The 15,588-nt window shown below is 44.5% G+C and carries 16 protein-coding genes; all 16 read left to right on the top strand.

Translation table 11 applies throughout. The features are described 5' to 3' along the window. Positions 1 to 10 precede the first annotated feature (10 nt). The 16 genes from M3234_RS23880 to M3234_RS23805 all read left to right on the top strand — a co-directional run bounded on the left by M3234_RS23880 (position 11) and on the right by M3234_RS23805 (position 15,313). Positions 11 to 1,567 (top strand): hypothetical protein, encoded by a 1,557-nt coding sequence (locus tag M3234_RS23880; RefSeq protein ID WP_262307121.1) that lies wholly within the window; start codon positions 11 to 13, stop codon positions 1,565 to 1,567. A 5-nt stretch (positions 1,568 to 1,572) separates the two neighbouring features. Further along, positions 1,573 to 2,580: an AAA family ATPase gene (locus tag M3234_RS23875; RefSeq protein WP_262307120.1), complete on the top strand. Its 1,008-nt coding sequence runs from the start codon at positions 1,573 to 1,575 to the stop codon at positions 2,578 to 2,580. After that, on the top strand, positions 2,577 to 3,446 hold the full coding sequence (locus M3234_RS23870) for a DUF58 domain-containing protein (RefSeq protein WP_262307119.1): 870 nt from the start codon (positions 2,577 to 2,579) through the stop codon (positions 3,444 to 3,446). The genes M3234_RS23875 and M3234_RS23870 overlap by 4 nt, the downstream gene beginning before the upstream one ends. Positions 3,447 to 3,459: 13 nt before the next feature. Next, the gene (locus M3234_RS23865) at positions 3,460 to 5,241 is read left to right on the top strand and encodes a vWA domain-containing protein (protein ID WP_262307118.1); all 1,782 of its coding nucleotides are present in this window, start codon (positions 3,460 to 3,462) and stop codon (positions 5,239 to 5,241) included. After that, entirely contained in the window at positions 5,225 to 8,023 is a 2,799-nt protein-coding gene (locus tag M3234_RS23860) for a VWA domain-containing protein (RefSeq protein ID WP_262307117.1), read from the top strand. The genes M3234_RS23865 and M3234_RS23860 overlap by 17 nt, the downstream gene beginning before the upstream one ends. Before the next feature lie 138 nt (positions 8,024 to 8,161). Further along, positions 8,162 to 8,494 (top strand): putative DNA-binding protein, encoded by a 333-nt coding sequence (locus tag M3234_RS23855; RefSeq protein WP_262307184.1) that lies wholly within the window; start codon positions 8,162 to 8,164, stop codon positions 8,492 to 8,494. 12 nt (positions 8,495 to 8,506) lie between these two features. Further along, the gene (gene ffh / locus M3234_RS23850) at positions 8,507 to 9,859 is read left to right on the top strand and encodes a signal recognition particle protein (protein WP_262307116.1); all 1,353 of its coding nucleotides are present in this window, start codon (positions 8,507 to 8,509) and stop codon (positions 9,857 to 9,859) included. Positions 9,860 to 10,057: 198 nt separating this feature from the next. Then, positions 10,058 to 10,330, top strand: coding sequence for a 30S ribosomal protein S16 (gene rpsP / locus M3234_RS23845; RefSeq protein WP_262307115.1), 273 nt, complete (start codon positions 10,058 to 10,060; stop codon positions 10,328 to 10,330). A 14-nt stretch (positions 10,331 to 10,344) separates the two neighbouring features. Beyond that, positions 10,345 to 10,575 carry a KH domain-containing protein gene (locus M3234_RS23840; RefSeq protein WP_066318505.1) on the top strand — a complete coding sequence of 77 codons (231 nt, stop codon included), beginning with the start codon at positions 10,345 to 10,347 and terminating at the stop codon, positions 10,573 to 10,575. An 86-nt stretch (positions 10,576 to 10,661) separates the two neighbouring features. Continuing rightward, the gene (locus M3234_RS23835) at positions 10,662 to 11,045 is read left to right on the top strand and encodes a YlqD family protein (RefSeq protein ID WP_262307114.1); all 384 of its coding nucleotides are present in this window, start codon (positions 10,662 to 10,664) and stop codon (positions 11,043 to 11,045) included. Positions 11,046 to 11,056: 11 nt separating this feature from the next. Then, positions 11,057 to 11,575, top strand: a complete 519-nt coding sequence (rimM, locus tag M3234_RS23830; RefSeq protein ID WP_262307113.1) for a ribosome maturation factor RimM — start codon at positions 11,057 to 11,059, stop codon at positions 11,573 to 11,575. Next, entirely contained in the window at positions 11,572 to 12,315 is a 744-nt protein-coding gene (trmD, locus tag M3234_RS23825) for a tRNA (guanosine(37)-N1)-methyltransferase TrmD (protein WP_262307112.1), read from the top strand. The genes rimM and trmD overlap by 4 nt, the downstream gene beginning before the upstream one ends. A gap of 142 nt (positions 12,316 to 12,457) precedes the next feature. Further along, positions 12,458 to 12,802: a 50S ribosomal protein L19 gene (rplS, locus tag M3234_RS23820; RefSeq protein WP_262307111.1), complete on the top strand. Its 345-nt coding sequence runs from the start codon at positions 12,458 to 12,460 to the stop codon at positions 12,800 to 12,802. A 204-nt stretch (positions 12,803 to 13,006) separates the two neighbouring features. Continuing rightward, a complete protein-coding gene (lepB, locus tag M3234_RS23815) occupies positions 13,007 to 13,567 on the top strand; it encodes a signal peptidase I (RefSeq protein WP_262307110.1) in 561 nt (186 codons plus the stop codon). Positions 13,568 to 13,600: 33 nt separating this feature from the next. Next, entirely contained in the window at positions 13,601 to 14,476 is an 876-nt protein-coding gene (gene ylqF / locus M3234_RS23810) for a ribosome biogenesis GTPase YlqF (RefSeq protein ID WP_066318523.1), read from the top strand. Positions 14,477 to 14,533: 57 nt separating this feature from the next. After that, the gene (locus tag M3234_RS23805; protein WP_262307109.1) at positions 14,534 to 15,313 is read left to right on the top strand and encodes a ribonuclease HII; all 780 of its coding nucleotides are present in this window, start codon (positions 14,534 to 14,536) and stop codon (positions 15,311 to 15,313) included. Positions 15,314 to 15,588 lie beyond the last annotated feature (275 nt).

The raw sequence follows: 15,588 nt of genomic DNA, 5'->3' as shown, positions 1-15,588 counted from the left end.
GATGAGGGCGATGGAAGAGCAAAAAATGTATTATCAGCTGTTGAAACCGGTGCGGCGCCAGCTGTTATTCCAGAAAACTAGTGTCGAAATCCAATATTGGCTGACAGCTTCTGCAGCTTTTGTTGTGATCATCTTAATCACGGCACGGATGATGGTGATTCCATTCTACCATCTGGTTATTTGGGTTGGCTGTTTTCTCCTGCTCATTGTCTATGGATTCCGTTTCTGGCGGAATCGGCCGGGCTGGAGGGAGGCAGCCATGGTATTTAATCGATACATTCCTGACGACCGGGTAATCACAGCGCTATCGTTTATCGACAGTGATGGCATTCTTGAAAAATTACAGCTTAAAGAAGCGTTAACTTGTATGAAACGGGAGCAGCATCGGGTCCTATCGAGAAAGCAAACCTTTTTTTTGCCGAAATGGCTATTCTTGGCGGTACTGCTTGTCACTGCTGCTGCGCTAATTGCTTCGCTTCCAAACGATAACCTTAAGATGGCGGCGAAAAAGGAAACGGAAATAAAGGTAATGAAAAAGGTCAAAAAGGAATTGGCCGAAAAAACAGCACAGGAAAAAACAGGTGAAAAGAAAAAAGCGCTTGAACAAGCCCAGAAAATCATTACGCAGAATCCTGACCCGCTAAAAGCCCTTGAGCAACTGGCAAAGCAGAAAAAAGAACTGGAGCTAAAAGCGTTAAAGGAACAAGAAAAACAAGAAAAACTTGAGGCCTGGAAGCAGGAATTGAAAAACAATGATTTGGCAAAAATGGCAGCCGCTTTACAAGAAAAGGACATTGAAAAAATCAGACAGGAATTGGAACAATTAAACAAGAACTATAACTCGTTAACCGAGGGTCAAAAACAGGCAATCGCAAAAATGTCCGGAATCGATAAAAAATTGTCGGAACAGGAACTGGCAGAGCTTGCGAAAAAAATTTCTGAGGGTCTTAACGCCGAAACCGTCCATAAACAATTAGTGGCAGCGCAAAACGCCATCACTACAGCTGAAAAAAGCCTTCAAAGTGAACTGGCTGCAAAAGGACTTTCGCCAAATCAGTATGCTTCAAATCAAGCATCAGGTAAAAATCCCTCAGGGCCATCAGGTAAAAATGGCCAACCGCAAACAGGTGCCACCGGCCTAGGTCAAGACCAGCAAGGAACCGGCAATGGCCAGCAACCTGGAAATGGTTCGGAAACAAGAAGTGGTTCGGGCAATGGCAACGGGAGCGGGACAGGTTCAGGTTCCGGAAGCGGCCAAGGCTCGGGGACAGGAACTGGCAGTGGTGCTGGGCTTGGTCCCGGTTCGCGTCAGCTTCTGACAATTCCGGAGAAACAGTCAGGAAAAACCAATCTTGAAACCGAAACCGGAACACTATCTGGCGGCAGCCCGGCCGAACAATACGAGGGGAACGGACCGATATTACCGGGTCAGCTTCGTCCGTATCAAGATGTGTATAGCGGTTATATGGATGCTTATCGAAATAGTCAGGATCGTGTAAAACTACCAGCTGATTTGGAGGAAATCGTTAAGAACTATTTTCTATCGCTGGATCCAAATAGGGAGTGACGAAATTGTCTCAACTAAAGGAGAAAGAAAATCAATTTATTACTGCAGCTGAACAATTAAATAGCGTAAAACAAGAGTTAAAGAGTTTTATTGTTGGTCAGGATGAGGTAATCGACCAAGTGCTTTGGAGCATTTTTTCCGGGGGACATGCCTTGCTTGAGGGATTGCCCGGGCTCGGTAAAACAATGCTGATCCGCTCCATCTCTGAATGTCTTGAATTATCTTTTCGGCGAATCCAATTCACTCCTGATTTAATGCCGTCCGATATTACCGGTACAATGATTCTTCAGCCTGGGAACGACGGAAGGCAGGAATTTGCTTTTCACGAAGGTCCGCTATTTGCCAATATTATTTTGGCGGACGAAATAAACCGAGCAACCCCGAAAACACAAAGCGCCTTGCTGGAAGCGATGGCTGAACAAACGGTTACGGTGATGGGGAGCACAAAACAGCTAGCCAAACCATTCTTTGTGCTGGCAACCCAAAACCCGATCGATATGGAGGGAACGTACCCGCTCCCGGAAGCGCAAATGGACCGGTTTACTTGCAAAATTCACGTTGATTATCCGTCCAAGGAAGAATTAAGAGAAATCGCCTTAAGAACAACAGGCACAACTGTTCCAAAATTATCAAAAGTGTTGGGAATAAGCGATGTCTTGCTGATTCAACAGCTTTCCAAAGAAATTCTTGTTTCGGAAGATATCCTTAATACGGCAGTATCCATCATTGCTGCGACCCACCCTGCTGCAGAGGAAGCCCCGCAACGGGTAAAACAATATGTCGAATTTGGAAGCGGGCCACGGGGGCTGCAAGGCCTGCTGCAAATGGCGAAAACACGGGCATTATTTGCAGGCAGATACCATGTCGCCATCGGGGATATCAAGCAGACAGCAGTTCCTGTGTTAAGACATCGTCTCTTATTAAACTTTGAAGGAGAGGCGAGTGGTGTTTTAACCGATGAGTTGATTATGGAAATCGTTGAGACCGCCGGTCAGGATGGGGACAGTCGATGACACCCGTCGGTTCAGCATTGCTCTCCAGGCTGGAACAGCTCAGGTTTACTGCCAAAACACGGCGCCGTGGCAGCCATAATGGCAGAAGAACGGCGGCTAAATATGGTTCCTCCCTCGAGTTCTCCGATTTTCGTCTGTATCAGCCAGGGGATGATGTGCGGCAGATCGATTGGAATATTTATGGCAGGACCCAGAAGCATTATATTAAGAGATTTCTGGATGAACAGGAATTGGCCATCGCGATTTTTTTAGACACTTCCAACTCGATGGCGGCAGTGGATACAAAGTGGCACAGGGCAAAAGACTTGGCTGCCGCCTTCAGTTACATTGCTCTAAATGCTGAAGACCGCCTCTCGTTTATACCGGTGTCATCTCATCCAGTTAACAAGGTGACCAGAAAGGGCTCTGTTTATGGAAAAAGTGTCTTATATCAAATTCAACAGCTGCCAAAGCTAGAGTCTTCCGGGGCATTTACGGAAAACTTGCCCAAGAGTGCATTAAAAAACAATCAGCTAACCTTGGTGATTACCGATGGACTTGAGCCAATACCTCACTTTGAAGCATTATTTCGCTTGATTTCTTCGGCAAAACAGGAGGTAAAGTTGATCCAGCTATTAAGTAGACAAGAACTGGAGCCTGACTATGCCGGTGATATTAAGCTGATCGATAGTGAAACAAATGAAGCGGTAAATGTGACGGTTAATGAATTGATCATCGAAAAATATCAAAAGCGTTTAATAGAACATAACAGCCAGCTTGAGGCATTATGCCAACGGTTCGGCTTCCAATATGTGCTGACAACAGATGACGCCGACCTGATGAAATTTCTCTTTCATGAATGTAAGGCGAAAAAAATGCTTTGTTAATGAGGTGATAAAAATGAATTTTGCCAATCCGATTTTTTTTAGCCTGGTCGTTTTTATCGCCTTCGTCGTCGTTTTATACTTTTTCCGCAAGCAATATCAGGCCGTGATGAACCCATCAAACCTTTTGTGGCAGCAGGCAATGAACGAATGGAAAGCAAGTCCCTGGCTGCAGAAACTGCAGCAAAACCTTTTGTTTTGGCTGCAGATTATCGCCCTAACCCTTTTAATGCTGTCATTAGCCAAGCCGGTTTGGTTTTCAAAGGGAGTGGAAGGGGAGCAGATTATTTGGATTGTCGATACCTCGGCTACGATGTCTGCTATAAGTGAAAATCATTCAGCTCTAGATGAAGCAAAACGAGAGATGAAGCAAATGGCTGGGCGTCTCAAGTCTCAAGAGGTAACGATCATTAAGGCGGGGGACAATCCTGCCATCCTGTTGAATCGGGAAATGAATCCCACCGTGATTGGGCGGACAATCGACAATCTATCCGTGACTTATGAGCATGAAAATATCGACAAAGCTGTCCGACTCGCGGAATCATTAGTAGCAAAACAAGAAACGGTTATCCATATCTTTACAGACTCTTCCAAGCGGGAAAGCTTGGAGACAAGCCTTAATGATGTCGCATATGAAATTCATAATAGCCAAGTCATCCAGGATAATATTGCAATCCTGTCATTTGGGGTGGCGCAAAAAGAAAACGGGATATCCGCCCTTGCTGTTTTGGAAAACCAAGGCAAAGAGCCAAAAACCTTTCCTTTGACTGTTAGTAGTGAGGGCACCGTGGTTTTTCAACAACAGGTTACCGCGGCCCCAGGTGAACAACTAGTCATCAATATCCCAGATTTGCCGCAGCGCAAATTTTATCAGGCAAAAATTGAGACAAACGACCATTATGCTGCTGATAATGAACAAACCGCAGTTTATTTTAACTTGAGCCCTGATGTTTTTGCTGTAGGAGAAGTGAATCCCTTCTTCATAAAAGGGCTGGAGACTATAGGAATTAAGGTGACTCAGCTTGACAGTTCTAAAGAGGCAGAGGTTCCAAAAACAGGGATCATGATTGCTGAAGGGCTGAAGCGTGAAAAACTGCCTAATTTGCCGGTCATTTTTATTAACAAGCCGAAAGAAACTGAAGATTTAATTGAATTGAAGGACTCAATTGTCGCGAATGATTCACCTTTAACACAATATGTTGATACAAGCAAAACTTACATAAAATACGCTGCCAGCCCAATCGAGGGAAATTGGGATACGATTATGGATAGCGGCAGCCATCCGTTAATTCAGACAGGGAGCATCAATGGGAAGCCTGCGATTCTATTAAATTTTTCGCTTGAACATTCCGATTGGCCGCTGCAGCCCGGTTTTCCAATCTTTTTGTTTAACAGCTACCAGTGGTTGGCAAAGCAGACAGGTTTTCTCGGCTATTTTCAGCCCGGAGAGGTAAAGCGCCTCCAGCTTGGGGAAGGGCAGACAGCCTTGGAAGTGTTCAATGATGCGGGAAAAAGTCTTTCATCATTTGATTTGGTCAAAGAAAATTTCACAGCCCCAGTTAAGCCAGGGGTCTATCAGGCTGTAACAGACGGGCAAATTTCCTATTTCACCGTACAGCTAGACGACCGTGAAAAGAAGTTGAAGAGCGCGCCATCCTTCTCGCTCAATAGCACAAAAACCGAAGGGAAAAAACAAGTGGTAACTGTAAATGATTCGATCTGGTTTTGGCTGGCAGCTATTGCATTAGTATTACTTGCGTTAGAGTGGGAGGTGTATCGCCGTGGGTTTAGAGCTTAAATACCCATTCTTGTTACTTTTATTGGTGCCCGCCTCACTGCTTATTTATCGGTTTGCAAAACAAATATATAAATCTCGTACTACAGAAAAAGTGACAATTCTCAGCTTAAGGTTGGTCATTTTTTTTCTGCTGATTGCGGCTTTGGCGGTTCCGCAAATCCTTTTGCCGATAAAAGCGGAACCCATCGTTTTTCTCGTCGATCGCTCGGCCAGTTTCGAAGACAAGCAAGCGCAAATTCTCGATTGGCTGGATAAGAGCGTAGAAGCAAAGAAGGGTGAGCAAACTTATTCCGTCGTCTCGTTCGCGGATGGAGCCGTCGTTGACCAGTCCTTTTCTATTAAAAAAAGGTCCATTGCCGAATTGACTGGAAAAATAAATAACGCCGAAACCAATTTGGAGGAGGGCATCGGTTTTGCATCTTCCTTACTGAGTAGCGAACAGGGCGGGCGGATTGTTCTGTTGACGGATGGAAATGAAACTGAAGGCACTGGTAAAGATGCGGCGAAGCTATTGAAAAATCAGAAGTTTGAGCTTGATTACGTCAAATTTAATCAATCATTTCGTGAGGATGCGGCCATAACAAAGCTTGATGTGCCTCCTTCGCTTTATGTAGGGGAACAGGTAAATATCACAGTCGGCGTCATCAGCAATACTGAAAAAATGGCCCAATTGCGGATTTCCTTAAACAATCAGGATATCCTTCAAGAACAAATCGCTGTTAAGGAGGGCCAAAACCAGTATAGTTTCGCATATCCGATTAGGGAACCCGGGATGGCCGTTTTTAAGGCTGAATTGGTTACAGATAAACAAGACGCCTTTATCGAAAATAACTCCCTTTATGCTGTTACTACTGTCAAGGGAACACCAAGGATCCTGGTAATCCAGGGAAAGCAGGATGATTCGCTGACCGAGATTCTCCAATCGGCCGGTTACGTCATCGACGAGCTTATTCCCGAAAAACTCCCAACTACCTTGGCAGGCATGCTCCAATATCAATCGATTATTTTTAATAATGTTTCGGGGACGAGGGTAAGCGAACTACAAATGAACTTAATCGAAAAAGCCGTTCAAGAATTTGGCACCGGGTTTCTGATGCTCGGCGGTGAAGACAGTTTTGGCCTTGGCGGCTATTTTAAGACCCCGATTGAAAAATTGCTGCCGGTTGATATGGATATTAAAGGAAAAAAAGAACTGCCCTCGCTTGGGCTGGTTATTGTCATTGACCGTTCTGGAAGCATGAGCGGCAATAAACTGACATTGGCCAAGGAAGCGGCGGCCCGGTCGGTAGATTTGCTAAGGGAAAAAGATACTTTGGGTTTTATTGCCTTTGACGACCGGCCTTGGGAAATCGTGGAAACGGCGCCGCTTGAGGATAAGAAGAAAGTGATAGAACAGATTCGATCTGTCTCAGTAGGAGGTGGTACGAACATTTATCCGGCCCTTGAAAAGGCTTTTCAGGAATTGCAGGATCTAAAGCTGCAGCGGAAGCACATTATTCTATTGACCGACGGGCAGTCAGCAGCGGGCGGTGATTATGAAGCACTGATCGAAGAGGGAAAACAGAACAATATAACCTTATCGACGGTTGCCCTCGGTACCGACGCGGATCGAAGGCTGTTGGAGGATTTGGCGCAGCAAGGGAGCGGTCGGTTTTATGATGTTACCGATGCTTCTGTCATTCCAAGCATCCTTTCCAGAGAGACCGTGATGACGACAAGAACGTATATTGAAGATAACCCATTCTATCCGATTGTGCAGCCATACCCGGAATGGACAGCATTTTTTAAAAATGGAATTCCAAAGATGAATGCCTATATTGCCGTAACCGCAAAAAATCGGGCACTTGTCCCGCTAATTAGTGAAAAAGAGGACCCGATTCTAGCTGAGTGGCAATATGGCTTGGGAACTACGCTTGCCTTTACATCGGATATGACGGGCAAGTGGTCGGGGGATTGGGCCCAGTGGCCAGAATGGCCGCAATTTATCAATCAGATGGTTTCCAAATCGCTTCCGCAATATGATAGCGAGCCGTTTCGGTACACGGTCAACAAGGAAAGCGGCAATACGGTCATCAATTTAAAGGGAACGGATGGCCAATTTCTTCCACTCGAAGTATCGGTCGTCTCTCAAACAGGTACTGTAATAGATGCTAGTGTAAAACCGACCGCACCTGGAGAATATGAAGTAATCTTTCCAAATGAACCGGGGATGTACTTTTTACGGGCAAAACAAACGTCAGGAGATGGGCAGGAACGTCTGTTTCAAACCGGTTTCTCTGTACCGTATTCGGATGAATATTTGTTAAAGGGGACAAATAATGGGCTGTTAAAAGAACTGGCGGACATTACAGGAGGCAAACAGCTTGCCTCCCCAAAAGAGGCGTTCCGCCCGTTAATGGAACAGCCAAAGCGGAAAATGCCAATCAGCGAACAGCTGCTGCTCGCCGCGTTTCTATTGCTGGTTCTCGAAATCCTGATCCGACGGCTTGGATTTAAACCGTTTTATCCACTAATAGCCTTATTTAACAATACCGTAAGGCAAAAGGTGGAAACAGAGAAGCCTTCGATCGGTCAGCTTGCAAACGCAAAAAACAACATAATAACTAGGCAGGAAAATAAAAGATGGATAAAACAGGACCCAGTTCCGGAAATGAAGCCTGACCAACCGCAACCACCGATGTCGGCTGCATCCGATAAGAAGAAGAGGATTCCAGTCGTTTCACAGGAAGAAAAAGAAGCCCGGATGAAAAGGCTGCTTGAAGCAAAGAAGCGAAAGCGGTAAGATAGGAATCGCAGCAAGCTGGAGGATAAAGGGCCAGGAAAACCAGCTGTAAAGATATTTTCTTGACAGCCTGTATGGGACTGTGTAAACTACAATGTAAAGGCTTTTTCCTTAACAAATGAGGAGGGGTGCCAATTGATGTTAGAAAAGACAACGCGAATGAACTATTTATATGATTTTTATCATTCGTTATTGACCCCAAAGCAGCAAAGCTATATGTCTCTCTATTATTTGGATGACTACTCCCTTGGTGAAATTGCCGAAGAGTATGATGTCAGCCGCCAGGCGGTTTATGATAATATAAAAAGGACAGAGGCAATGCTCGAGGAATATGAGGAAAAGCTATTATTATTTCAAAAATTTCAACAGCGTTCCCGGCTTTTGCGAGATTTTAAGGATTTACTGAGTGAGGAGACTCCCTCAAAACAGGCAATACTTGAACTCGTTGCCGAACTTGAAAATTTGGATTAGGAGGCGGCATGAATGGCATTTGAAGGATTGGCCGACCGACTGCAGAATACGATTCAGAAAATCCGCGGCAAAGGAAAAGTCTCTGAGGCGGATGTAAAAGAAATGATGCGTGAAGTCCGTTTAGCGTTGCTCGAAGCGGACGTCAACTTCAAGGTCGTCAAAGACTTTGTCAAAAAGGTCAGTGAACGTTCGGTAGGGCAAGAGGTTTTAAAAAGTTTAACACCCGGCCAGCAGATCATCAAAATTGTTAACGAAGAGTTAACGGAGCTAATGGGCGGTGAGCAAAGCAAAATTGCCGTTTCAAATCGCCCGCCAACCGTCATCATGATGGTTGGTTTGCAAGGTGCCGGTAAAACAACAACTTCCGGAAAGTTGGCAAATCTGCTCCGGAAGAAGTATAACCGAAAACCAATGCTCGTTGCTGCCGATATTTATCGTCCTGCTGCCATCAAGCAGCTAGAAACACTCGGTAAGCAGCTGGGAATGCCGGTATTTTCTCTAGGTGACCAGGTTAGTCCGGTGGAGATTGCCAGGCAGGCAATCGCCAAAGCAAAGGAAGAACATCATGATTATGTCCTGATTGATACCGCCGGCCGTCTTCATGTTGATGAAGCCTTGATGAACGAGCTGAAGGATATCAAGGAACTGACCAAGCCTGATGAAATTTTCCTTGTCGTGGATGCAATGACCGGTCAGGATGCCGTCAATGTCGCGCAAAGCTTTAATGAACAGCTTGGGTTAACCGGGGTGGTCCTGACAAAACTTGACGGCGATACCCGAGGCGGAGCAGCGCTGTCGATTCGGTCCGTTACCCAGACACCTATCAAATTTATCGGAATGGGCGAAAAAATGGATGCGCTTGAGCCATTTCACCCGGAACGAATGGCCTCCAGAATTCTCGGCATGGGAGATGTGCTGACATTAATTGAAAAAGCACAGGCCAATATTGACGAGGAAAAGGCAAAAGAATTGGAAAAGAAAATGCGGACAGCATCGTTTACCCTGGACGATTTTCTAGACCAGCTTGGCCAGGTCCGCAATCTTGGTCCACTTGACGAGTTATTGAAAATGATGCCGGGTGCCAATAAAATTAAGGGCTTGAACAATATTCAAATTGATGAAAAGCAAATCGCCCATGTTGAAGCCATCATCAGATCGATGACAAAAGAAGAAAAGATTCAGCCGGAAATCATGAACTCAAGCCGCAAGCGTAGGATTGCCAAAGGCAGCGGCCGCACTGTAGCCGAAGTAAACCGTCTGTTAAAGCAGTTTGAGGACATGAAGAAAATGATGAAGCAAATGACCGGCATGCAGCAAAAGGCCAAGAAAAAAGGCGGGTTTAAATTCCCATTCAAGCCTTTTTAAACTTGGTAATATTTGGGGATAATGGTACTACCTGCTCCTGCGCTAAAGCCTATTCAGGGAGTATTGTTCAGCTCGTCGCATGCCTGCAGGGATGAAAATTCAGCGAAGCAGGCCTGTAAAGAAAAAACACTTTACAAATGATATAACAATTGGTATTATACTATCTTGTGTGAAACTATTCGGAGGTGCTTATTTAAAATGGCAGTAAAAATTCGTTTAAAGCGTATGGGAGCTAAGAAAACTCCTTTCTATCGTATTGTAGTAGCAGATTCTCGTTCACCACGTGATGGACGTTTCATTGAAACAGTTGGAACTTACAACCCAGTTGCAGAGCCTGCAAAAGTTGAAATCAACGAAGAATTGGCTCTTAAGTGGTTACAAGACGGCGCTAAGCCATCTGATACAGTACGTAACCTGTTCTCAAAGCAAGGCATTATGGAAAAATTCCACAATGCAAAATTAGGCAAGTAATCGTGTAACCTACGATGAAACAGCTAATTGAAACGATTGTTAAGCCACTTGTTGATTTTCCTGAGGATGTCCTCGTGGAATCATTCGAGGAAGAATCACGAATTACCTACCATTTGACGGTGAATAAAACGGATATTGGCAAGGTGATCGGCAAACAAGGGCGTGTTGCAAAGGCCATCAGGACTGTTGTTTACGCAGCAGGATCATCACAACATAAGAAAATTTTCTTGGAAATTGGTGAATAGCTTTTTGCATCTAGAGTAAAGGGAGGGGATTTTGAACCTCCCTTTTTTGCTATCAGAAAGCAAAACTCTAAAAAGGAGACAATGACATGCAGCTGATTCAGACTGTTGTGGTGAAACAAATTTTAACGGAAAATAGCAAGCAGCATCTGTTTACGCAATTCCATGACCGGAAGCTTCAATATCAAAAGGAATCCGACCAGCTCCAGTTTGAATTAAAACGCTTGGAAAAGTCGAAAACCTTTTCCCAGGCAGCGCTAAAAAGCCATTTTGAAAAAGAAATTCAAATGCGCCGGGAAAAAATAAAGCTGCTTGAGTTTCAAATCGAACAATTACATATCCTACCGATAGGCAGTGAATTAAAAGAAAAGGAAATGCAAGCCTTGGTTGAAGTGAATGTGGGAGATGCCTGGAACCCATCGCAAACTTCCACGATCATTATTAAAGATGGCAAAATAGAGGAAATTAGATAGAAGGTGAAACGATGGAAAAATGGTTTAATGTCGGAAAAATTGTCAATACCCATGGCATAGGAGGAGAAGTTCGGGTGATCTCACGGACAGATTTTCCTGACCAGAGATATAAAGCCGGGAATAAATTGTACCTGTTTCTCCCTAAAGCTGACGAACCACTCGAATTAACAGTGAAAGGCCACCGTACCCATAAAAATTTTGACTTGCTTATGTTTGAAGGATACGAAAATATTAATTTGGTCGAAAAATTTCGGGACGGGATACTGAAGGTGCCCCAGTCTCAATTGACTGAACTTGAGGAAGATGAATTTTATTACCATGAAATAATCGGCTGCCTAGTAGCAACAACAAAAGGGGAAGAATTAGGCAAAATTACCGATATCCTGTCCCCGGGTGCCAACGATGTGTGGGTAGTGAAGGGAAAGGGTGGGAAGGAAATTCTGATCCCTTATATCCAAGACGTTGTGAAAAAGGTAGATGTAAAGGAAAAAGTCGTGTTAATTGAGCCGATGGAAGGGCTCTTGTCATGATGCAAATCGATATTCTTACGCTATTTCCGGAGATGTTTGCCGGCGTGCTGGGCTCTTCAATCTTGGCCAAGGGTGCCGAAAAATCCGCTGTGCACTACAACGTCGTTAATTTTCGCGATTTTGCTGACAACAAACATGCAACCGTTGATGATTACCCGTATGGCGGCGGAGCGGGCATGGTGTTAAAGCCACAGCCAATCTTTGATGCGGTGGCATCGCTTCGGGAGCAAGCCGGGAATAAAAATCCGAAAGTCATTCTTCTTTGTCCCCAGGGAGAGCGGTTTGACCAAAGAAAAGCCGAAGAATTAGCCAAGGAAGACCATCTGATTTTTATTTGCGGCCATTATGAAGGCTATGACGAAAGGATTAGAGAGCATATTGTTACCGATGAAATTTCGATTGGCGATTACGTCCTGACCGGCGGCGAACTTGGCGCCATGGTGGTCGTTGACAGTGTGGTCCGCCTGCTTCCTGAAGTGTTGGGGAATCAGGAATCTCATATGAAGGATTCCTTCAGTACAGGACTACTAGAACATCCGCATTATACACGGCCGGCGGATTTTCGCGGCATGAAGGTGCCGGACGTACTGATGTCAGGGAACCATAAATTAATCGAGGAATGGCGCAATAAAGAGGCATTACGACGGACGCTTGTAAGAAGGCCGGACCTGTTGGATAAAATTGACCTTACATCACAGCAGAAAAAATGGCTGGAGGAAATAAAAAAAGAGTCACAGTAGTATTGCGGCAGCATGGCAAATGTGGTATGATACTTCTTGTGACTTGAACTGAAATAACAGTTTTGGGTCTGATAACGATGTTCCGCTGCAATTTTCTTGATATTCGTTTTGCAAGAGCATCTGTTGGAAGGAGTTGAAAACGATGCATAAATTAATTGAAGAAATCACTAAAGAACAACTTCGTTCTGACCTTCCTTCGTTCCGCCCTGGTGACACTGTACGTGTACACGTTAAGGTTGTTGAGGGTACTCGTGAGCGTATTCAGTTATTTGAAGGTGTTGTGATTAAGCGTCGTGGTGGTGGTATCAGCGAAACATTCACAGTCCGTAAAATTTCTTACGGAGTTGGCGTTGAGCGTACATTCCCAGTACACACACCAAAAATTGCGAATCTTGAAGTAATTCGCCGCGGTAAAGTTCGCCGTGCGAAGCTTTACTACTTGCGTGAACTTCGTGGTAAGAAAGCTCGTATTAAAGAAATCCGCTAATATGAAAAAAAAGAGCTTGCTTGGCAAGCTCTTTTTTCATACATAACAGACGATTCATTAGTAAAAACGGGTTGGTAAGCCTGATTTTTGTAAACTATTTTTTAAGTTTGATTAAAAATCACACTCCCATCGTGTTTAATATGTTTAATTTATGTAAAATAGACATTATCAAAGATTTTTTTGCAGGATTGGTGGGGACTTGGAATGGCTAAAAAGAAAAATGAATTTTGGGAATGGACAAAAGCGCTGTTAATTGCTGTCGCCCTTGCGGCGATCATCCGCTATTTCTTATTTGCGCCGATAGTGGTCGACGGATTGTCGATGATGCCTACTTTAAAAGATCAGGACCGAATGATTGTCAATAAGTTCAGCTATAAGATTGGCGAACCAAAACGGTTTGATATTATCGTGTTTCACGCACCCGAGCAAAAAGATTATATTAAGCGCGTTATCGGGCTTCCGGGTGATAAAATTGAGTATAAAGATGATATTTTGTATGTAAATGGTAAAGCATATGAAGAGCCCTATTTAGAGGAATACAAAAAGCAGGCGCAGGATGGGCCTTTAACAGACAATTTCACATTGGAAGAAACACCAGTCGGTCAAATGACGGTTCCTGAAGGAGAATTATTTGTGATGGGTGACAATCGCCGCTTTAGCAAAGACTCTAGGCATATTGGGTCCATTCCAATGGAAAAGGTAATTGGCAATACCAGCATTGTTTATTGGCCAATAAAGGATGCTCACATCGTCACTTCTAAATAAAATGTGTTTAAGCTTTAAAAGGAGGTGGCAGCTTTGACGATTCAATGGTTTCCTGGCCACATGGCCAAGGCTCGCAGAGAGGTCACGGAAAAATTAAAATTAGTTGATATTATTTTTGAATTGGTGGATGCAAGAATCCCCTATTCTTCTAGAAACCCAATGATTGACGAAATTATTCAACACAAGCCGCGGCTTGTATTGTTAAATAAGGCGGATATGGCGGATAAAGAGGTAACAAAGCAATGGATTGCCTTCTTTGCCGGGCAGGGTGTCAAAGCCTTGGCGGTAAATTCCCAGGCTGGCGAGGGGATGAAGGACATTGTCAAAGCCTCACAGGAAATCCTGAAAGAAAAGTTTGACCGGCTAAAAGCCAAAGGCGTTAAGCCGAGGGCAATCCGAGCTATGATTGTCGGGATTCCGAATGCTGGGAAATCAACGCTGATTAACCGCCTGGCTAAAAAGAATATTGCCAAAACAGGTAATACTCCTGGAGTGACAAAAGCCCAACAGTGGATAAAAGTGGGCAAAGAATTGGAACTGCTTGATACACCGGGGATCCTCTGGCCCAAGTTTGAAGACCAGGAGGTCGGAGTGAAGCTTGCGATTACCGGGGCAATTAAGGACACGTTATTGAATCTGCAGGATTTGACTGTCTATACACTTAGATTTCTGGAACGTGAGTACCCTGAACGCCTCCAGGAGAGGTACAAGCTTTCTGAAATACCGGAGGATGTCGTAGCCCTGTTCGACCATATCGGCACGCTAAGAGGCTGCCTGATGGGCGGAGGCGTGGTCGATTACGATAAGGTAGCGGAACTGGTCATCCGGGAAATCCGTACCGAAAAGTTTGGCCCGCTGACATTTGAAAAACCGGAAGATTACCAAACAGAGATGGACAATAAGGAATAAAACACGCCCTCCGAACTGGGGGGCTTTCCTTTTTAAAAAAATGGCAAGGTGAATGACATGGAAAAATTGGCGATTGCAGAAATTGAAAAACGGCTGGCAGCATTGGATGAACAATCACACCCTTTTATTCTACAATTGGAGAAGGATGACCGCAAAGGTGTCCAAACTATTCTGACAAGATGGAAGAAAAAACAACAGCAGGAAAAGCGGCTAAAAGATAAATTTTTCGAGATGACACAATACGAACGCAACTGCCGTTTACAGGGCTTCAAGGCTATTGCTGGGGTCGACGAAGTAGGCAGGGGGCCGCTTGCCGGTCCGGTAGTTGCAGCGGCGGTGATCTTGCCTGAGGATTTCTATCTGCCGGGACTGAACGACTCAAAACAGCTATCTGAAAAAAAACGCCAGGAATATGCTGGAATCATTAGAACTGAGGCAACCGCAGTCGGGGTGTCGATGATTCATGCCGAGGAAATCGATGACCTTAATATCTATCAGGCCACAAAGAAGGCAATGAAAACGGCGATTGCCTCATTAGGGCACAACCCTGATATGGTCTTGATTGATGCAATGAAACTAGAACTTCCATTTGCTTCGGAATCGATTATCAAAGGCGATGCCAAAAGTATCTCAATTGCAGCCGCTTCGATTGTGGCCAAGGTGGCCAGGGACGAGTGGATGAAGGAGCTTGCCGGGCACTACCCTGAATATCGCTTTGACCAAAATATGGGGTATGGAACAAAAGAGCATATCGAGGCGATTCAGAATTTTGGCGTGACCCCTTATCACCGAAAAACATTTGCTCCCGTCAAAGACTTTATTTATGGCGATTTATAATCAAAATACATAAAAATTTGGCATCAATTCCAAAATAATACAGGCGAAAGCCTGTTCAGGCTGTCGAGAAAGTTTCGACAGCCTTTATTTTGTTTATTTTCTTTAACAATCCACCGCGTTAATTTGTTATAATACTATTAATAAATAGACTATTCGATATGTCTGTTGATTTGCGCTCCAGGCACTTCGCTTTCCGCGGGCGTGCCTGGGAGCCTCCTGATATGAACGAAACTGTCAAGGCCCCAACTCCACCCCTAGGTTTCGATCCATTTTTG

It is taken from the genome of Neobacillus niacini, assembly GCF_023715785.1.
Classification (GTDB): Bacteria; Bacillota; Bacilli; order Bacillales; family Cytobacillaceae; genus Neobacillus; species Neobacillus niacini_E.
Note: the sequence above shows the minus strand (reverse complement) of the source record. Positions and strands in the feature narration are given on the sequence as shown.